Annotated in this window: 22 protein-coding genes; 4 read left to right on the plus strand and 18 right to left on the minus strand. The window is 40.9% G+C overall.

The window, feature by feature from the left end; genetic code table 11:
* Nucleotides 1-76: 76 nt before the first annotated feature.
* The 9 genes from OQE68_RS02985 to OQE68_RS03025 all read right to left on the minus strand — a co-directional run bounded on the left by OQE68_RS02985 (nucleotide 77) and on the right by OQE68_RS03025 (nucleotide 8,753).
* Entirely contained in the window at nucleotides 77-445 is a 369-nt protein-coding gene (locus OQE68_RS02985; protein WP_266195493.1) for a head decoration protein, read from the minus strand.
* Nucleotides 445-1,698 carry a S49 family peptidase gene (locus OQE68_RS02990; RefSeq protein ID WP_266195494.1) on the minus strand — a complete coding sequence of 418 codons (1,254 nt, stop codon included), beginning with the start codon at nucleotides 1,696-1,698 and terminating at the stop codon, nucleotides 445-447. Before OQE68_RS02990 ends, OQE68_RS02985 begins: the two co-directional genes overlap by 1 nt.
* Before the next feature lie 64 nt (nucleotides 1,699-1,762).
* Nucleotides 1,763-2,797, minus strand: coding sequence for a type II toxin-antitoxin system antitoxin DNA ADP-ribosyl glycohydrolase DarG (gene darG, locus OQE68_RS02995; protein WP_180571801.1), 1,035 nt, complete (start codon nucleotides 2,795-2,797; stop codon nucleotides 1,763-1,765).
* 14 nt (nucleotides 2,798-2,811) lie between these two features.
* Nucleotides 2,812-3,429: a type II toxin-antitoxin system toxin DNA ADP-ribosyl transferase DarT gene (gene darT / locus OQE68_RS03000; RefSeq protein WP_180571800.1), complete on the minus strand. Its 618-nt coding sequence runs from the start codon at nucleotides 3,427-3,429 to the stop codon at nucleotides 2,812-2,814.
* Nucleotides 3,430-3,505: 76 nt separating this feature from the next.
* The gene (locus OQE68_RS03005; RefSeq protein ID WP_266195495.1) at nucleotides 3,506-4,996 is read right to left on the minus strand and encodes a phage portal protein; all 1,491 of its coding nucleotides are present in this window, start codon (nucleotides 4,994-4,996) and stop codon (nucleotides 3,506-3,508) included.
* Nucleotides 4,996-5,196, minus strand: coding sequence for a gpW family head-tail joining protein (gpW, locus tag OQE68_RS03010; RefSeq protein ID WP_266195496.1), 201 nt, complete (start codon nucleotides 5,194-5,196; stop codon nucleotides 4,996-4,998). The genes OQE68_RS03005 and gpW overlap by 1 nt, the downstream gene beginning before the upstream one ends.
* Complete coding sequence (locus OQE68_RS03015) at nucleotides 5,193-7,262, minus strand: phage terminase large subunit family protein (RefSeq protein WP_266195497.1); 2,070 nt, start codon at nucleotides 7,260-7,262, stop codon at nucleotides 5,193-5,195. Before OQE68_RS03015 ends, gpW begins: the two co-directional genes overlap by 4 nt.
* Nucleotides 7,246-7,698 (minus strand): DUF1441 family protein, encoded by a 453-nt coding sequence (locus tag OQE68_RS03020; RefSeq protein WP_266195498.1) that lies wholly within the window; start codon nucleotides 7,696-7,698, stop codon nucleotides 7,246-7,248. Before OQE68_RS03020 ends, OQE68_RS03015 begins: the two co-directional genes overlap by 17 nt.
* 329 nt (nucleotides 7,699-8,027) lie before the next feature.
* Complete coding sequence (locus OQE68_RS03025; RefSeq protein WP_266195499.1) at nucleotides 8,028-8,753, minus strand: phage antirepressor KilAC domain-containing protein; 726 nt, start codon at nucleotides 8,751-8,753, stop codon at nucleotides 8,028-8,030.
* A 136-nt stretch (nucleotides 8,754-8,889) separates the two neighbouring features.
* Here OQE68_RS03025 and OQE68_RS03030 point away from each other — a divergent pair, with 136 nt between their 5' ends.
* On the plus strand, nucleotides 8,890-9,663 hold the full coding sequence (locus OQE68_RS03030; RefSeq protein ID WP_180571933.1) for a substrate-binding periplasmic protein: 774 nt from the start codon (nucleotides 8,890-8,892) through the stop codon (nucleotides 9,661-9,663).
* Here the strand turns inward: OQE68_RS03030 and OQE68_RS03035 are convergent, their stop codons facing one another.
* The 4 genes from OQE68_RS03035 to OQE68_RS03050 all read right to left on the minus strand — a co-directional run bounded on the left by OQE68_RS03035 (nucleotide 9,664) and on the right by OQE68_RS03050 (nucleotide 11,376).
* Nucleotides 9,664-9,882, minus strand: coding sequence for a phage holin (locus OQE68_RS03035; RefSeq protein WP_180571932.1), 219 nt, complete (start codon nucleotides 9,880-9,882; stop codon nucleotides 9,664-9,666).
* 11 nt (nucleotides 9,883-9,893) lie between these two features.
* On the minus strand, nucleotides 9,894-10,301 hold the full coding sequence (locus OQE68_RS03040) for a 3TM-type holin (protein WP_266195500.1): 408 nt from the start codon (nucleotides 10,299-10,301) through the stop codon (nucleotides 9,894-9,896).
* A gap of 67 nt (nucleotides 10,302-10,368) precedes the next feature.
* Complete coding sequence (locus tag OQE68_RS03045) at nucleotides 10,369-10,788, minus strand: tail fiber domain-containing protein (RefSeq protein ID WP_180571896.1); 420 nt, start codon at nucleotides 10,786-10,788, stop codon at nucleotides 10,369-10,371.
* Between the two features lie 201 nt (nucleotides 10,789-10,989).
* A complete protein-coding gene (locus OQE68_RS03050) occupies nucleotides 10,990-11,376 on the minus strand; it encodes an N-acetylmuramoyl-L-alanine amidase (protein ID WP_180571897.1) in 387 nt (128 codons plus the stop codon).
* 188 nt (nucleotides 11,377-11,564) lie between these two features.
* On the opposite strand from OQE68_RS03050, the gene OQE68_RS03055 reads away from it, so the two are divergent.
* Complete coding sequence (locus tag OQE68_RS03055; protein WP_180571898.1) at nucleotides 11,565-12,164, plus strand: hypothetical protein; 600 nt, start codon at nucleotides 11,565-11,567, stop codon at nucleotides 12,162-12,164.
* A gap of 134 nt (nucleotides 12,165-12,298) precedes the next feature.
* Here OQE68_RS03055 and OQE68_RS03060 read toward each other — a convergent pair whose 3' ends face one another.
* From OQE68_RS03060 to OQE68_RS03080, 5 genes are all read right to left on the minus strand, one after another.
* On the minus strand, nucleotides 12,299-12,847 hold the full coding sequence (locus OQE68_RS03060; RefSeq protein WP_180572155.1) for a bacteriophage antitermination protein Q: 549 nt from the start codon (nucleotides 12,845-12,847) through the stop codon (nucleotides 12,299-12,301).
* A 47-nt stretch (nucleotides 12,848-12,894) separates the two neighbouring features.
* Complete coding sequence (locus OQE68_RS03065) at nucleotides 12,895-13,275, minus strand: VRR-NUC domain-containing protein (RefSeq protein WP_180572264.1); 381 nt, start codon at nucleotides 13,273-13,275, stop codon at nucleotides 12,895-12,897.
* Nucleotides 13,276-13,281: 6 nt separating this feature from the next.
* Nucleotides 13,282-13,452 (minus strand): hypothetical protein, encoded by a 171-nt coding sequence (locus OQE68_RS03070; protein ID WP_266195501.1) that lies wholly within the window; start codon nucleotides 13,450-13,452, stop codon nucleotides 13,282-13,284.
* 300 nt (nucleotides 13,453-13,752) lie between these two features.
* Nucleotides 13,753-16,014: a PriCT-2 domain-containing protein gene (locus OQE68_RS03075; protein ID WP_180571753.1), complete on the minus strand. Its 2,262-nt coding sequence runs from the start codon at nucleotides 16,012-16,014 to the stop codon at nucleotides 13,753-13,755.
* 105 nt (nucleotides 16,015-16,119) lie between these two features.
* Nucleotides 16,120-16,461, minus strand: coding sequence for a hypothetical protein (locus tag OQE68_RS03080; protein WP_180571752.1), 342 nt, complete (start codon nucleotides 16,459-16,461; stop codon nucleotides 16,120-16,122).
* Nucleotides 16,462-16,799: 338 nt separating this feature from the next.
* On the opposite strand from OQE68_RS03080, the gene OQE68_RS03085 reads away from it, so the two are divergent.
* On the plus strand, nucleotides 16,800-17,228 hold the full coding sequence (locus OQE68_RS03085; RefSeq protein ID WP_180572113.1) for a helix-turn-helix domain-containing protein: 429 nt from the start codon (nucleotides 16,800-16,802) through the stop codon (nucleotides 17,226-17,228).
* Between the two features lie 165 nt (nucleotides 17,229-17,393).
* On the plus strand, nucleotides 17,394-17,780 hold the full coding sequence (locus tag OQE68_RS03090; RefSeq protein WP_266195502.1) for a helix-turn-helix transcriptional regulator: 387 nt from the start codon (nucleotides 17,394-17,396) through the stop codon (nucleotides 17,778-17,780).
* Nucleotides 17,781-17,784: the final 4 nt, after the last annotated feature.

Genomic DNA, 17,784 nt, shown 5'->3' on the forward strand with positions numbered 1-17,784 from the left:
ATTTAAAAAGATCAATTAAAAGAATAAATAAGATAAACAGCAGAAGTGTTGTAAGCAGGCTAAGTAAAACTATCATTTAAAAAATACTAGGAGCTTGTAATAAAATGCCACGCTCTCTTAAGGGCTGAAAAACGGTGTCTGTTGTATGGCCAGGTCCTAAGTTTAAAATCGCTGGATTTAAACAAATCGAGGTATACACACCGGCGGTGGTTTCTTTGCTGGTGGTATCCATCCCATACGGTAATACGCAATCTGGCACTTCGCTGCCATCGTTAGCATTTTTATCGGATAAACGATATTGGCCTTTATTATCACGCCCTAACACCGAATAGGGTTTTAACTTTTGGCCTTTAGCAATAGTCACCGTAACCGTAGTAATCGGCTGATTGCCCGTAATAATAATTGGTTGGGCGGCAATCGAATGATGTTGGCTATCCGCAATCATTAGGCTTTATCTCCATACACATGATTAAAATCCGCGAGCATTTGGCCAATGGCTGTTTTAGGTGCTTCGGCTGCTGGTACTGCTTCGCTATCAATATTCGGATGCGTATCGTTATTCATTACTTGGGTAAAATCAGTTGTATTTGCTTTTGTAGTTTGAGGAATCGTTTTTAATAGCATAATGGCTTCATCCGCTGACATCGCGGTATTTAACGCCAGTTGTTGTGCAGTGGCTTCGCGACCTTTAGCTTCGTCACTGGTTAAAATGGCTTGAATCCGCTGGCGTTCTTCTGCCACAGCCGCTTGTTTTTCTACGTCTAAATTAATGGGGGCTTCCGCTTTAGAAGCGGGTTCATGGGTTGCTGTCATAACAGTCCTTAGGGTGGTGGATGAATTAAGGGTTTGAATAAAAGTGGGTAATACTTGATGGGCGGGTAAAACCCGATCAGCTAAGCCAACATCGATAGCCGCTTGCCCGGTAAATACTTTGGCTTCGGTATTTTTAATGGCTTCTGTATCAAGTTGCCGATGACGGGAAACCGTTTCGATAAATAAACCATAAATGTCGTTTATTTCAGATTGCAAGTCGGCTTTGACATTATTAGGTAACGGCTCAAACGGATTACCATCGGCTTTATGGGCACCGGCATGAATTAAGGTGACATTAATCCCCTCTTTAGCCAGCAATTCACTTTGATCGGTATGGGCGAGTAATACCCCGATACTGCCAACCATGCCGGTACGAGGCAGAATAATTTCATTGGCCGCTGAGGCTAAGGCATACGCCGCACTGCACGCTTGTTCATCGACTAACGCCCAAATCGGTTTATATTGCCTCGCTTGATAAATCAAATCGGCTAAATCAAAGCAGCCCGAAACACTGCCGCCGGGGCTATTAATATCCAATAAAATCCCTTGAATATCCGGGTCATTAATGGCTTCTGCTAATTTTCTCTGAATCCCATCATAGCCGGTCATTCCACTATAAGGATCCAGATGACCGTATTTATGGGTCAAGGTGCCAACCACAGGAATAATGGCTACGCCTTGATTGACTTGATAAAGCTTGTGTTCACGAGGCTCAAATTCATCGGCGGCTTGCTTTAATTCGGTGGCGGATAACTGCTTGTCACCATTAATCAACGACTCAATCACTAGCCGGTCAGATAGCGCACCTAGCATCACTTGGGCATAACTGGGTTCAATCAATAAAGGCTGATTAATTATTTGCGAGAGTAAATGGGTATGTTTCATCTTTTTTTAGGCATAAAAAAACCCGGCATTTGCCGGGTTTCATTAATTTGTGGTTATGCTTGACTTATATCCAAGCATACTCTTTTAGTCTATTAAGCGCTTTATGTATATAAGTAGGTTTAATAGACGCTTTGTGCTCATTCCAGTGTTGAATGAAGTCTGTAATTCCATCTACATTATCTTTATCTAAGCCTTCATGGTTTACAACCCAGTGTACTGTTGCAAGCACCTCCATGCTTAATGGTGTTTCATAACCATCAATCAATTTTTCTACTTTCTTTAGCCGTTTTTTAGCTTCAATATTTTTATTTTCTTCAAGAAAATTTGAAGCTTCTTCTATTGCAGATGTTTTTACAGATATTTCTGATTTAGCAACACCATCCCCATAACCTTCAATAAAATGTCCATCTATAATGTGTAGAACATTATTTAAATTTTTGGCATAAGGGCCATATTTATTTGCCTCATAATTAAGTTTAAGAGGCTGACCTGCTTCTTGTAGAAAATAAGCAAGTTTTTGAATGTCTATTTTTGTACATTCGTATTCTTTTTTGTGATAAAACTCAAGAAGTTTAAGTAACAGCGCTCTGCCTTTGGTCATATTGGGCTTTTTAGTCCTAATAGGCATTTCTGACACAGATGGACTACGAGACGGCTCATATACTGTAATATCTACATTTTCTAAGGTTGCAAGTGCAGTCATTATCTTTTCCTTGACTATTGACCAATCCAATCCACCTAATCCAGAGCCCAAAGGGGGTATTGCAATTGAATTTATATTATTTTTCTTAATTATCTTAACTAAGTCTACTAAACCATTTTCGATATATTCAATGTTTGAACTACCACGCCAATGCTTTTTAGTAGGGAAGTTTATAATCCATTTTGTGTCATACATATCTTCTTGTTTGGTGACAAACATATTACCAGTAGCAACAAGTTTTTTGTCACAAGCTTTTTTATAGGCATTAAAGTTGTCTGGAAAAGCTTTCTTAAATTGAAGCGCTAAGCCTTTCCCCATTACACCAACACAGTTAACAGTATTGACTAATGCCTCTGATTTGTCTTTTAAAATATTACCTGTTGTAAACTTAATCATACTGTACTGCCTATTTAAAAAAACCAATCTGGCCTAACTGCTACGTTAATAGTGTACTGCTTTTGACCGATGACTTGGAGTACTTGCTTTACCATGTCAAGATTATGAACACCAATGGACTGAACTAAATTTAAGTTAAACTCATCATGTATCATAAACTCAGATTGACGAATCCTCTTGCCATCCGGGAAATTCTTCCAGTACTTAGCATTAATAATTTGCCAGTCCAATTTAGATAGTTCTCTTACATCATTATAGTAGTCAGTCAAACCCATGATGCTGTGACCATCAGTGAAAACAAACAGCTTAGTGTTTTGTTGCACTATTTGTACGGTTGTCTGAAAAACAACCATTTTTTCCATTGTGACACCTTGGATATTGCCTTGTTTGATTGTATACAGCATTGGCGACAGGCTGTTAAAGTAAAATGGAACATAGTCGTGTATACAGCCGTAAGGTGGTACTGGTACCTGGTAGGTATTTCGTTGGTTTTGAATCTCTGCGTTTGCAGCACTAGTATATTGAGTATTCACTCGATTTTTACACAATATTGCACCAACTTTGACAATATTTGAAAGGTTACTTATATGTGTAAAGTGAAATATTGACGTAGGGTTTGGAAATTGTTCCACAGTTTACTTTCCTACCATTCCATGACATTAGCCAACTAACCACTGATTATATATATGTTAATGATATATAGCTAACTCATATTAGTCCTTTATGCTCCGCCTTCTCCCGCAACCGCTGCTCAAACAACTCTTGATAATCTTCACCCAACATCATGGCTGCTTTCTCGTAAGTGAGTAAGCCTAGCTTCATCAGTAGTTCAATGCGTTTGACTTCTTTTAAACCATCAATATGGGTTTGACCTTGTGCGATCCACAGGCAACGACACCAAGCGGATTTGGCTTGATAAAAGTTTGGGGAGCCATTAGGTAATTGAATGATGCCTTTATTGACCATTTCTTCTAGCCAAAGCGCATAGAGTTGACTGCAAAATCGGGCGGGAATAATTTCCCTTATCCCTAAGAAATATTTCCAACTCTCCAGCATACTGGCTCGGGCACTGGAATAATTGGTTTTACTGTAATCCTTACTCAGCTGTTCGAAGCTTAAATTCATGCTAGCCGCTAAGTGCCGTAGCAAAGTATCCTCAAACTGGCTAAAGGCGGCATTGGTACTGGCGGTTTTCAGCTCTAACTTTTCATTAGGTAGTAAATGCGGGATTTTCACCCCATTAAATCGAATATTTTTAGCCTTTTGGTGATAACCCGCCACTTGGGCTAAATAATTGGTAAATGCATTATTGTGGCCATCATCTACCCCACCCAGTGCCGCTAATACGGTTTGACTGTCCATTTCAGACTCAATGACGGCGGCATACATGGCATTCACAATGGCATTTTGTAGAGTGGCATCCTGAAATTGTTCCAGCATTTTTAAGCCTTTTAAACTGGACACAAACACATTCACCCCACGGGTTTGGTCGGCTTGTTCCGGCTCAAAAATATGTAAGATTTGTAATCGGCCCCAGCGCTTACGCTTGGCGATTTTTTTCCACTGATAAGCCTGATGAGTTAAGCCGGCTTCTGATTGATGGGCAGAACGAATATGGTAAGCCAAGGCTTGGCCGCGTGGTCCTAATTCCACCCCAGCCCGAAGCCGGTAACTGTCGGGTAATTCATAGGGATTACAGAGCCGTTCACTATCAATAAGTTTGATTGCGGTTTGGGCGTTATTTCTGGCCAATTTCCGCCATTCCACACTGGCCAATACTTCGCCTTGATGAGCATGGTGACGAACGCTTTCTCTGGCGAGCATGGTTAAGGTGCGCTTTTCTTCCGCATCAATCCAAGCGTCAGGGTCTTCCGCCCAATCGGTAAAGCGCGCCTCTACGTCTTTAGCCCATTCGTTAGCCACCTTATGATCAATGCCCAACACTTTATAGTTAGGCTTAGCCGATAACCGAAACTGGTGACCAACGATATTATCCACATAGGTTTGTTCAGCCCCGGCGGCATAACCATGGCTGCGCTTAATATCCCGAGCACGGCTGTTACGCAGCTGCCGTTCGGGCAAGTGCTCCATGTCCACTGACAAGGTAGGCGGCTGCCAGTCTTGCAACGTTTCCTGCAACTGTCGGCTATAGGTGTGCGCTTGAATGGGGTTTCCCCATTGATCGATTAATTGTGGCATTAAAAGGTGACCCAAAAGGCTTGCCGTGGTGCTTTTCCATTTAATTCCGCTTCCAAGGACTTAATATAATGCTCCAACTGTTGAGGGGCATGAAAGGTAACGCTATTGCCTTCGCTGTCGCGGACAGTAGCACGGAGTGAACCCGTTTGTAGCTTATGTAAAGCAGCTTTGGCTTCTTCTAAACGTTGCTGGTGGGTCATCCTAATAAATCCGCTAAGTCTGAGAGTTGTAAGGCAGGTGTCGTTGATTGGTTGGGTTGGTTTGAGTGGGTGACTAAACGGTTATCATCCCAGTGAGCGGCCCAACCCGGTGGTTGTTGCCAATTAAGCTTGTGGGCATTGAGTTTTAATAAACAGCCCATGTTGTACACCAATAAATCCCACGCTTCGTTAGGGGCTTTATCGACGACTTTGCACCAACGGCCTTTCGCATCGCGGGCTTCATTGGTGAGCTCTTCAAAAAAGTCTTTCGTGAGCCAATCCGGAAAGTGAATATAATCCGCGCCGGGTTCATCCCGTTCTAATGCATTACTCACCGTATCTTTAATTAAATTGGTATTGAGTAAATAGAGTGGGATATCCCCTTGAATAAAGGCTTTACGTTGTTGCCGGTTGCGATTATCAGGAAAGGTTTCTTGAATGCGTGGCGCACCTTCGCGGCCTGTGCCTTTAATTAAGATTAAACGGTGAGTTAATTGCCGATTTTTTAAATACCGATAAAATTCATAGGCCTTATCGGTCACCCCATCTTCACCACCACTGTCACAGGCGACTAATTTAATTTGCATTAAACGACCGGAATTGTCCGCTAAGGGATAGGTTTTATGGATGACCTGATCAACCAGGCAATGCCAGTCTTCTTTAAAAGCGGCGGGATTTAATGGGTAGGGTTTACCTTTATGGTCTAGCCGCTGGGATTTATCTATCATGAATCGATCAATGACCCAACCTTCAAATTCTTTTCCCCAGCCAATAACCTGCACAACAAAACGCTTTTGTTTACCGCCCTGCACATCAATCGCAGCGGTTAAAAAGCGGACGCCTTCAGGAACGACTTGTTCACCTAAGTTTTCCTGGCGATCCATTAAGGCTTCAGCGGTGCGAAATTCGGTATTGTGTCGATAACGATAGGGTTTACCTAAATCTAAATTGGTCCAGCTTTTTAATTTTTCTTGGCTGCCGGTATGCTCATAATCCTGTTCGGCTAACAGCCCTTGATACACCAGTTGTTGCCAGGTCTGAAAGCCTGCTGCCGGACCTTCTAACCAAAAGGTGGCCATTTTAGAAGAACGGCTTGTGCCATATTGATTGCCTTTTTTATCCAGCCATTCGCCTTCTTTCAGCCAACGCCCGGCTTGGTTCAGTTTGAATTTTTGCTCAGGGCGTATTACCCCTTGGCAATGAGGACAACGCATGACTACCGATTCAGCCGCTTTGACTAAATCCGCTTGTTCCACCCAATGCAGGTGATCAAAGATCGGTTGAAACCACTCTAAGCAAACCGGATTCGGGCATTGCCAATAATAACGACGCCGGTCGCCCATGTTATACAGGCTTAAAATACCTTGGGTTGGTGGGGATTCATGGGTGGTGGTGGGTTGCCATTTAGGGTCAAGCACTTCCCAGCCGGGCGAGGATTCCACCAGGGTTTTACCCGCACTCATAAAGGTTTGGGTCCGTTTTTTCGCTAAGGTATAAGGATCACCTTCTTCATCCACATTCGCGGGCAAGCGATCATAGTCCGTTAAGGCCACATAACGATAATCCGAGCTGGATAATACATTAATTGTTGGCCAACCAATTTTTAAATAATTTCCCGGCTTAAAAATAATATCGTGGACATTGTTGTCATGCCGCCGACTGGAGCATTGATCACGTAAATTGGGGCTCGCATAAATGGTGCGCCGAATCCTTTTTTTAGAATACTCTTGCGCTTTTTCTTTGGAAAGCTGCACAATCAACATGTCAGCTGGCTCAATCATAATGACATAGGCCATCCAACCCTCAATAAGCGCATTGGTTTTACCACAACGTGCAGGCCCAACAAATACCACTGATTCATAATCCCGTTGATTGAGGCAATTTAATACCTCCACTAAATAGGGAATAGCATCGGTTGTCCATGGCTGACTGCTACCAGCAGCCCCCGGTATCCATAAGCTTTCTTCAATGGCTTGAGTCACCGTTAATCGTCGTGGTGGTTTAAATAAACAAGCCACTTCTTTGCGGATTTGTTCGGCAGAAGCAAAGTTATTTGATTCGGTCATACAGGGATTGGCGTATACCATCCGTTACCACCTGTACCTGACTCAATGCCTCAGAAGATAATTGGCAATTACGTTCTAGTTGATCCGGTAAGGTTTCAAGTTGTTGATTAACGGTAGACACCACTTGATGTAATTCGCGGCGAACATCTTCCACAGGTACTAGCTTTTTTTCACGTTCAAGTAAGGTCAGTTTTTCATTTTCGGAGCGATACCATTCGTTGCGCTCTCGGGGTGTCATCTGTTCAATGGGCTTTAGGCTATTACCATTGGCCGCATTGAATAACACAGGACCCACGACATCAGAGGGATACACATCATAACCCCGACGTTTACCCACGGATTGCACGTTGGCCATTTCCAAACGTTTTGATACCGTTTTACGGCACATACCAAAATACGCGGCCATTTCGCTGATTGACCAGTTCTGAGGTCCCACACTGAGAGTATGCCCTAGATTAAATTGCTTGAAAGGTCCGAGTTAGAGGGGCTGAACCCCTACTGGTGCTGCGGCGTAGGGAGCTGGATTTTTACGCAAGAACCGCGCTGTAGCGGCGCGGCCCGAATTTAAAGGGCTGCAGAAGGACCCGTCACTAACATAGCGACAAGTGTTGTGTAATATTAAATTAGTTTTGATATTTATTTGAGTCATTTTGCGCAGTCATTGAATAATTAAATAAGGAATAAATAAACACAGCCAATAACACGCATTGCATATTAAAACCCTTTAAAAAAAGCCCACCGAAGTGGGCAACATTCCATTCAAATTTAGGCTACTAACCGCTGACTCCATAACTCGTTTAATTCCCTAAGCCCTTTACCCGTAATTAATGCAGTGACCGATTGTTTTAGCCCTTGGCTAGGATGATCAAACTCACTTAATTTAACGTCAAGATAGCCCTTTTCAATCAATCGTTGATAAGGCTCATTAAAATAGGTTACCCATTTAATATCACGTAAAAACTTAAATAACCGATTACGTCCCGTGCCAATAATCTTAGCGGCTTCGGCTATGGTAATAGCATCATCCGATTGAATGACTTGATCATGAAACTCAGCTTTAGGGGTTAGCACTTCAATTTGTTTAGTTTGCTCTTGCACCTTTTCTAATGACTGAACTAGCAAGCCTGCTATTTGTTGTGAATTGGACCAATCAATTTTAGCGACACCATAGCTGCCTGTTTTGCGGATATTAGGCAACACTTCTTCCATAACCCATCGTTCAAACTTTTGAGCTTCCGGAAGTTTAGATTTAACAATTAACCTAAATACATCACTTTCTGGAATAATTGTAAGTCCACGAGGTGGTGTTTCTAAAGTCGGTATTTCACCGTATTTAAGAAGTGACGTGGCTTTGCAGTGTGCTGCCACCGCATCAGATGGTCTGGCATAACCCAGTAATTGAGCAACATCCTTAGCCACAAACCAAGGCTCTCCATCTTTATCGATAACCCGAATTGATGAATGATTAAAAGTGAATGGTATTAAGTTCATAAAATTACCTGTCTCGTTTCTTTATGGTTTTGGGTAGACTGAAAAAGCAATAATTAGAGAGTATATATAACGAAAAATACTATTAACCTACGTATGCTAAACTAAGAAAACAGTTTGTTAACTAGTAAGTATTAAAATGAAGTTTCTCCTATTTATTTTGGTATGTAGTTTAAGTTCGATCATCCTTGCTCAAGATGTGAAAACAGTTAGTATCGCCTCAGGTGAATACCCTCCATGGACATCCAAAGACTATAAAGATCAAGGGTTCGTTAATCACGTCATTAGTGAAGCATTCCGTAGACAAAGCTACCAAGTTAGCTTCATCTATTTAGCATGGGCTAGAAGCATTAAAGAGGCTGAAAAAGGTAGGTTTCATGCAGCCTCATATTGGGCATGTTCGCCAGAAAGGAAACAATCTTTTTTTTGTAGTGAGCCTCTTCATACAGAGGCTTATGTTTTTTTTCACTTAAAAACAACTCAATTTTCAGGATGGAATACATTAGATGACCTTAAAGGCTACAAGATAGGCGTAACACGCGGTTATACCTATACAAAAGCATTTTGGGATTCTCATAAAAATAAAGAGCTCGACCTAATAGTTAATACAACTGATGAAATTAGTATGAAAATGCTTCTAAAAGGTAGACTAAACTTAATGATTGTCTCTTCTATTACAGGCCTCATGATACTTAATGAAAAGTTTGATCCCGTTATTGCTCAATCTGTTACTTATAATAGTAAACCACTAGTTAATAATCCTGCTCACTTGCTATTCCCTAAAAGTCACACTGACACTAAATTATTGCTTACAATATTTAATAAAGGACTCCAGTCAATGAAAGATGATGGTACATTTGAAAAACACTTAGATATGCTTATCACTGGCTATTATAAGAAAGTTGCTAAATAACTATTTATTTGCTGACTGAGACAAGTTAGTAATCTGCCTGTTGAACAATTCAGTCTCCCGCTTATCCCGCCGATGCTTGTACACCCAATTAACAACAACGGTAATCGTGGTCAAAATAATACCGATAATCACACCCCAGTCTTTAAGTGTTAGACCTGCAATAACAGTCCCTGCACTGGCGACATATGGGGCGTTTGATATGATTTTTTCAGTTACCATCGGGCTAACCATTATCGTTGTCGAGCAACACCTTTTAATTTTTCGGCAGTTCGTTGAGCACCAAGACCCAAGAGGGTAAAGACAAGTGTCATTAATTCACTGGTTTCAATTGTTGGTAGCATGGCTACCACATCAGGGCGATTGGCTAGGGATAAACCAATCACGATAAAATCACGCAGTATCCAAGCATAAGCCAACAACCCAACACATAACCAACCCAATCCAGGCCGCCAACCTGAAACCCATAATGATGGATGCTTAGCTTCTTCTAAATTGGTAAATGCTTGAAGTAAATGCGGTTGGTTGAGTGTTTCTTGGAGCTTTTGCTTAGCAGCTAAGCGTTCTTCGTCTGAAGTGAATAAGCTATCCAAGCCAGACACAATAGTGTTAGCTATATTATCAATTGAGATCAATTTCATGGGAATAAAAAAACCAAGACTGATTAGCCCTGGCTTAATTTGGAGTGGAATCAGATTGTAATCAGTTTTAAAGGCCTAGCTGCTCGCGTAGTTCTTTATTCTCTTGTTTCAACTCTTTCACTGCTTCGATTAAAACGCCAACAAGCCCAGCATAGTTAACCTGTTTAAGTGTTACTTCAGCACCATTCTTATCTGTGACTTTGGTATCATGAACCAACTCAGGAAACACTTTTTCTACATCTTGGGCAATTACACCAATATCTTTCCCTTGGGGAAGGTGTTCGATATCAGTTTCACTAGGAATTTTCCACTCAAAAGTAACGCCTTTGAGTTGGCTAACTTTATTTAGTGAGCTTTCGACAGGAGTAATATTTTGTTTAAGGTTACGATCACTCCATACCCCTCGAGCACATTCCCAACCTTGGCAATATGCATGAGAAAAAGTTGAAACAGAAGTTAGAACAATAGTAGCAATTATTTTTTTCACAATAGTTCATCCGTACTTTATTATTTATCCCAAATGTTACAATGACGCATCATAGCAAAGAAAAATAAATGTATCGTAAATTATTGTAATCATTTGTATCAAAATATATTTTTCTTAATGCCTATAAAAGCCCATTTAATTCTTTTCTTTGGTATTATGCCCAAAGCCAGACCAGCATAAGCAATAAGCTGTCTGAAAGTTTTATTGATTTGCTTTTACCCATTTTGCAACGTCAAAGCTAGGACAAGCCTTACCAGAGTCCAAATCACAATGCCCAACCACTTCAGCATCAGGGTATTTAATGTGCCAGTCGATAACCACTTTTTTTAAGCTATCAAGTTGAGCATCGGTAAACTGGTCTCGTCCAATCAAACAAACACCCAAGCTATGACTATTGTGACCTTTAACATGCGCCCCGACCCAATATTCAGGCCGACCATTTTCGATAGTACCATCTCGTTTAATTACTTTATGATACCCAATACCTGACCAGCCTCTTTCAAGGTGCCATAGGTGAATATCTTTGGCGGAGATATCTAGGTTGTTAGGAGAGTCTGAGCAGTGGACGACGAGTTTGGTTATTTTCATGGATAACTGTATAACTATTGGATAAAAGCAGATGTACAGTAGTACGAACTACTAATTAAGATTGATATACGTCAATTTATGTGCAATGTGGTTACAAAAATACTATTTAATGTAAGTGAATTACTGAAATAGAATGCTCCTGCATCATAAATAGCAACATCTGAAATATTAAATTTAAGGAGCTTTCTATGTTGAAACGAATGGGAATCGCTTTTACTGCATGGGTAGTACTTATTATTGCGGTACACTCACAAGCTGCGACAACAAATGTGTTCTGTTCTGATCTTACTAACATGAACAACTGGTCATGGGCTAAAGACTCAGATGGAAAGCAAATAACTATAAATGGTGAGTGGCATTCAGCAACTGTTGATGGAAATAACAAGTTAACGTTCAACTATTTGCTAGTAGCCAAGTCTGACTTTGAAAAGCTAAATAGGTCTTGCTCAGGTAATTATGTCCCTCAACCTGGTAACTATTCTGTTAGCAGCTGGTACATTTTCGTTACGCAAAATGGAAATGGTCAACTAGAAGCACAGAAAGGAATACTAAGTGCATTTTATTACGACCCACAAACAATCCCACCAGCTTCAATTAACCATTTTACAATTGCCCGTGCTAACAGCCAATTTGTTAGTCATATAAATACTCGTTTGAGTATTGAAGTTGCAGAACCAACCGCAAAAGAGGCCCCTCAGCCAATTAGCCAAACTGTTGATGTTAACCGTGAAGTTAGAGCAGATTGGGTACCATTTGATTCTCTAGGTGGAATGGCATTAGGTCGCTAGAACGAAAAAAGCCCCGTCATCTGACAGGGCTTCTTGAATTGAGTGCTGTTGACATAAAAATAACAGCTTACCTGAAGGGTACTTTCTGGGTAATCAATTGTCAACACCTAAATTTAAAAAAATTCAAAAAAAGTTTATGCCGCTTCTTGCTCAAGTGCATTACGTTCTTTTTCGCACAAGACGGACACGGGACCTAATGCTTTACCACAGTAATCATCTAAAAAACTTTGCATTGTGGAATAAACGTCACCCCAGTCACGCGTAAAGTTTTGCTTTTTCACATCAAGCAACTCAGCCTTTTTAGCCGCAGGTATAAACTCACCTTTCCATTGCTGTTCTTTTCGATCTTCAATCGCCACATTACATAAAGAGATTAACCGAGCACACTTTATACGACTGTTAATGATCTTATCGCCATGCTTTTGTATAACCACTTTATAAAGCCGGTCAGCGATCCTTGATTTTAATTTTTCAGTTCGTAAGTGATCAGGGGCATAACAAAACATTCCCCATTCTTTTATTGGCTGAGGTAGCTTTGCCACGATATCTTGTACCTTACCTGCTTCCACATTCTTTGCGATACGACCTAAGTTCGTTCTAAAACCAGAGGGCGTTTTACCTACTCGACTTTCGATATCAAGAAAAGCATCATGCCAGGCGACTTTTGCACTATACCATTTCATTGATGGTTACCTCTTTTCTCTTTTTGTTGCTTCGGGTCATTAAACACTTATGCTATTTTTTTATTTTCAGTTAGCATTAAGTAATCTTGAATCTGTTGCTTAGCGGCTTCTATTCCACGACACAAGACGGCCAGGTAACCTTGATCAGCTAAACGGTTTAACCATTCTTTTTGATTGGCTGACACTTGTGTCTTAGCTGGAGGGCTGGCTTTAAACTCAATGACCAAACCATGGTAACCACCACGGGGCATCATGATAAAAATATCAGGTACCCCAGCCTTAACCCCTTGCTGTTTTAATTTGTTTGCCACGGCCACATGTCGATGGCCACCATTAGGCACATGAAAGGCATGACGATACACATCAGGGTAGTTGCCATGTAACCAACGAAATAAATCGGCTTGTTCTTTTCCTTCGATATCACGCATTGTTAATCACTCTCCACACATACCACACTTGCCTCTCTTCAGCCCCTCAGCCGTTTTTCTCACTGCTAGGGCTAGTTCTCTACTGCCATGTTCCAAACTGTCTTCTAGCTGCTCTGCGAGCCTCTCAAAGCGTTTTGCCATGGCAATCAAGTTGGTCGTTCGTTTTTTGCTTTTCATTGTTGTTATTCTCCATTCGTTATTTCGGGTTTTACGTACTTTTGACAACCTTGTCTTTAATCTGCTTTTACTTTGTCAAAACTAAGAATCTATAAACTATTGATATATAATATAAAAAATAATAATAAATATAATAATGACAATTTTGACAATAATGACAAGGGGGTACTTAAACCCTATTTATTAGATTGTTTTTAAGGCCCTGCTGCGTAATTGTCATAATTGTCAAAACTCCATTTTCCCTTTATTTTTCAGCCACTTGTTTTGACACGTTAATTGGCATAATTGTCTTTATTGTCATTATTCAGCTTGCATGGCAACAAATGCATGACGAGGGCGACCAGCAATACCTTCTACACGGCCATACTTAATTAACTCAGCCGCAATGAGTGTATCCCTGATTTCCATCCTGACTTTTTTAGACCACTTAGAGAAGACACCGCGATTAAATTCGCGTTCAGTAATGCCTTTATTACCTGCGCATCGAAAAGCTTCTAATATTTCGTTGTAGTTCTTTTGATATTCACTATCCGCCATTCGGTTTTGGGCAGCAAATCGAGTGACATTAATACTATACGACACAAAGTCCATCGCCCACTTTACATCATCTAATTGGATATAGCGAGACTTAGGGTTATTGCTGAGTGCTCTGATGGAAGCTAGCTTACTCACATGTTCAAAAGCACGCGAAAAAAGTGCACGGTCAACTTCATTGCCTTGTTTTAATGCTGAGTGAATGATATCACGGTTATAGTGGTCCACTAATTCTTTCGCGGGCTTATCAAATAACAAGCGAATCGGTTTGTCTGGTGACAGTCCCACTAAATTACCATCGTCACCAGATAAGTTACTGACCTCTTTCCACCATTCTTTTAATTCTTCTGGTGCTTTAATGTCGATTTGTTGGAATTCATTATCGGCTGGATATTCATCGCTGGTTTGGGTGATTAACATCCGACTCACAAATCCAGACAACACATTTTTGGATTCTAAGGCTCGCCAGAATTCTTCAGTGGCGGAAGAACCATATAAAAACACATGGGGATACTCAATATCCTGGCGTGGCTTATTTTTTTGATCCGCGTATTCTGTACCTATAAAGATAGAAGCTGCACTGGTATACAACTGCATTAAGTTGGTAATGATCTGTGCTTCATGGTTGGAAGCATTCGTATGCATGACCGACTGAAGGAGCAGCCCCATTTCATCAATAGGAAATAATACGTTCGGATTGTTTTTAACGCGCGATAATAAGCCTTGACCACTCGCCACCCGTTCACCACCTAAGTAATCGGTTAGCTGTAAATCATGCAGAATTTTTTTAAGGGCTTTACGGGGATGATCTTTACCTGAACCCGTTGGCCCCAGACACACAATATACTCATTCAGTCGTAAGCCTGTGGGTGTGCAAAACTTTCGATTAGTCAGTAAACCCACCAACATAATGGCTGCACATAACGAAAAGACCGGTTGTACTTTGGTAGCCGTGCGATTGATTAAATCGGATACCAAGCCCAACATTCCCCCCACAGTTAATAAATGACTAGGAAATTGGGGCTGATGGTGTTCTTGCTTAAAAATCTTCTCATCAGGAATGGTTAATTGCTCCTGTTGCTTTTTAAGTAAGTTATCCACCAAGTTACTTTTGACCGGTTGTTGATTACCAGGCCAGCCACTTTCTTTGGCTCTATAAAAAAGTGTTTCTAACTGAATTTCATTGGGTCGGTTGCCAAAGCTTTTCCATTTAGCCGGCATCTCCTTTATAGCCTTAGCGTCATAATTACTGGCTTGACTAGACCACTGCTGCCATAGACTGAAACCGGTTTCATCATTATTTAAGTTATAAAGTGCCATGCCCACTTTGACCCAATCTTCATAAGGGGTGGGGTCAATGTATTGCAAGGCATCGCACACATCCCGAAGCGTTGCCAGTGGTAAAGTCGATGCTCTATTTTTAGGAATGGTTGGCGCTTCTGGCTCGGGTGCTTTAGGAATAAGACCAGAGGCTTCTATTAGTTTTTCAACACTAATAAAAGTCCCCTCATAAAATTCGGTGAAGACTTGGTCTTTACGTTCAGGATGGCAAGCCGGTAACCAAAACGCACGGCTCATGTCTTTACAGCTGGTATCGATATTATTTGAATCACCACCTAATGTGTAAAAAGCACCAGTCCAAACGGCTTCCCATTCAAAAGGCTTAATCGGGCGGTCTAATGGAATCACTAAACGCCACTTCGGCCAGTCGTCTTGATGACTATAAGTGGAATAACACGCCCAGGCATAACCCTCTAATTCAAAAGCGACATCATCAGGTAATGCTGGTGAATTAGACCTTTCTTTACCTATTTTATTGTCGTAGTCAAAAACAATAAACTGCGCGCTAATGGCATTCGCCAAACAACGGTGATTGTCTTTAAAAATAGTCGGACAAAATAACGGACCTTCTTTTAACGGTCTGACTTGGTGATTCGATAAATAGTGCTTATAAAAGTCTGGCCAGGAGTTTTCCGAGCACAGGCAGCCCTTAGCCTCATGTGAGGCGGGCAATAAGGTAAATTGCATTACCCTACCTCCTAATATCATCATTTACTTATTACTTCGATGTAAAAAAGAATTTAGAAATTAATCAAGACTTAGTGATAAAGCATCTATCTCTTAACGGGGTTATCAACTGTTTGGCTGATTAGCCGTTCTTTTTTTGCATTCTAGATATATATCCATATGCTCACTATTATCCATTTCAGCCATTCTTACTCTCGATAGTTTATCCATGGACTTCATGTACTTAAATTGCTCGATTTTAGATTGATACCACTCTTTACGTTCTTTAGGCGAAAATTCATCTAATTTATACCCCGTATCTGGGTGAAAGTAAGGGCCTTTATATTCTTTAATTTCTTGTAAAACTTTACTTTTTTGCCTGATATATTTTAACCGCCAGATTTCAGCACTCAATTCAGCATCCAATTCTTTTGGAGTCATGCCACTAAAATTTTTTTCTGGTACCATCAGTCAGTTTCCTTTTAAGTTTAGGTATCTAAATAAGTACAATTCCTGTCCTACAACACTCCAATTCGGTACTACTGACTCCGTATCTCTGACTGGGGAGTAGTGACATCCCAACCCCACTCAGATATAGTTATTGCTCAACCAAGGGATGTGAAGAGCCCAATAGCCGCGAGGCTACTCCTTATACCTCTCCCCATCTCCTTTGTTGTTTCGGGTTTAGCCGGACTTCCCTTGGGAGGTTCCGGCTTTTTATTATGTGACAAGTATATGTATACACAGAGTAGAATTAAGTGTCAACAGTTCTGCTATAATTTATTTTATGTGTCATTTAAGTTTTTATGGGTAACAAAAAGTCTGAACTAAAGGATCGTATTAGGGCTGCTAGGAAGTACCGACTCCATAACCAAACGGAGTTGGGGGAGTTGCTTGGCCTTAGCAAGTCTGCTGTTGCTGCATGGGAGCATGGAAGAAATGTTCCTAGTATTCGTATAATTCAACAGCTAAGTGAAGTTCTTGATTGCCCCTTTGATTGGCTAGTCTCAGATGAAAGCGAAATAGATGCTCTGTGGTTAGAAAAAGTCACTAATGAACATCCAGACAAAGTTGATAATGAAAATCTAACTCGTAATCGTGTCATGGAAGATGTAACTACAATTTCAGTGAAACTTACTGAATTAGCATTAGATAGCAAACTTAAGCAGTCTGATGTAAAAATGTTTAAGGCACTTCTACAGATTATCGAAGAACGCATAGAAGTAGGTGAATAATCGCTACCCTTCCTTAACCCACTAGTAAACCATCTCCTTTACCTTCCTCAATCATCAATAAATTTTATTAATTAGCAAGAGATCTTTTATTAGTTATTTTGGGTTGATTTCATCGAAAATAATGACACTATAAATAGAAAAGATACTTAGAGTAGAGTTGTTGCTATGGACGGTAACGTAATATCAGAAGGACACTGGCAAGCGCACCTGAACAATCCGCATCTTGCCCCACGGGAAACGTTGTACTGCTTCGGTCTCCTAGCGGGTAAGTCTGACAAGCAGATCGCCCGCGATTGTGAAGTCTCACCGGGCACAGTGACGCAACGTATAAAAACTGTACATTACAAGCTACAGACCCATAACCGGGCACATTTAGTGGCTGAGTTAATTAGGCTAAAAGTGGTTACCCCACTAATGATGGTATTAGCTGCGATTACTCTACCGGAAGTACCACTCTTTGCCCAAGACGATGACCCGAATCAACCGCGCCAGGTACGCATTACTCAGCGACCTGTACGACGAGCTGATGATACAACGACATTACTAGTATAAGGAG

This window comes from Spartinivicinus marinus (assembly GCF_026309355.1).
GTDB classification, from domain to species: Bacteria; Pseudomonadota; Gammaproteobacteria; order Pseudomonadales; family Zooshikellaceae; genus Spartinivicinus; species Spartinivicinus marinus.

Bases quoted from the DNA above. Each gene is read 5' to 3' on its own strand.
- OQE68_RS02985 (WP_266195493.1), bottom strand. From the start codon at position 445: ATGATTGCGGATAGCCAACATCATTCGATTGCCGCCCAACCAATTATT.
- OQE68_RS02990 (WP_266195494.1), bottom strand. From the start codon at position 1,698: ATGAAACATACCCATTTACTCTCGCAAATAATTAATCAGCCTTTATTG.
- darG (WP_180571801.1), bottom strand. From the start codon at position 2,797: ATGATTAAGTTTACAACAGGTAATATTTTAAAAGACAAATCAGAGGCA.
- OQE68_RS03005 (WP_266195495.1), bottom strand. From the start codon at position 4,996: ATGCCACAATTAATCGATCAATGGGGAAACCCCATTCAAGCGCACACC.
- gpW (WP_266195496.1), bottom strand. From the start codon at position 5,196: ATGACCCACCAGCAACGTTTAGAAGAAGCCAAAGCTGCTTTACATAAG.
- OQE68_RS03015 (WP_266195497.1), bottom strand. From the start codon at position 7,262: ATGACCGAATCAAATAACTTTGCTTCTGCCGAACAAATCCGCAAAGAA.
- OQE68_RS03025 (WP_266195499.1), bottom strand. From the start codon at position 8,753: ATGAACTTAATACCATTCACTTTTAATCATTCATCAATTCGGGTTATC.
- OQE68_RS03030 (WP_180571933.1), top strand. From the start codon at position 8,890: ATGAAGTTTCTCCTATTTATTTTGGTATGTAGTTTAAGTTCGATCATC.
- OQE68_RS03035 (WP_180571932.1), bottom strand. From the start codon at position 9,882: ATGGTAACTGAAAAAATCATATCAAACGCCCCATATGTCGCCAGTGCA.
- OQE68_RS03040 (WP_266195500.1), bottom strand. From the start codon at position 10,301: ATGAAATTGATCTCAATTGATAATATAGCTAACACTATTGTGTCTGGC.
- OQE68_RS03050 (WP_180571897.1), bottom strand. From the start codon at position 11,376: ATGAAAATAACCAAACTCGTCGTCCACTGCTCAGACTCTCCTAACAAC.
- OQE68_RS03055 (WP_180571898.1), top strand. From the start codon at position 11,565: ATGTTGAAACGAATGGGAATCGCTTTTACTGCATGGGTAGTACTTATT.
- OQE68_RS03060 (WP_180572155.1), bottom strand. From the start codon at position 12,847: ATGAAATGGTATAGTGCAAAAGTCGCCTGGCATGATGCTTTTCTTGAT.
- OQE68_RS03065 (WP_180572264.1), bottom strand. From the start codon at position 13,275: ATGCGTGATATCGAAGGAAAAGAACAAGCCGATTTATTTCGTTGGTTA.
- OQE68_RS03070 (WP_266195501.1), bottom strand. From the start codon at position 13,452: ATGAAAAGCAAAAAACGAACGACCAACTTGATTGCCATGGCAAAACGC.
- OQE68_RS03075 (WP_180571753.1), bottom strand. From the start codon at position 16,014: ATGCAATTTACCTTATTGCCCGCCTCACATGAGGCTAAGGGCTGCCTG.
- OQE68_RS03080 (WP_180571752.1), bottom strand. From the start codon at position 16,461: ATGGTACCAGAAAAAAATTTTAGTGGCATGACTCCAAAAGAATTGGAT.
- OQE68_RS03085 (WP_180572113.1), top strand. From the start codon at position 16,800: ATGGGTAACAAAAAGTCTGAACTAAAGGATCGTATTAGGGCTGCTAGG.
- OQE68_RS03090 (WP_266195502.1), top strand. From the start codon at position 17,394: ATGGACGGTAACGTAATATCAGAAGGACACTGGCAAGCGCACCTGAAC.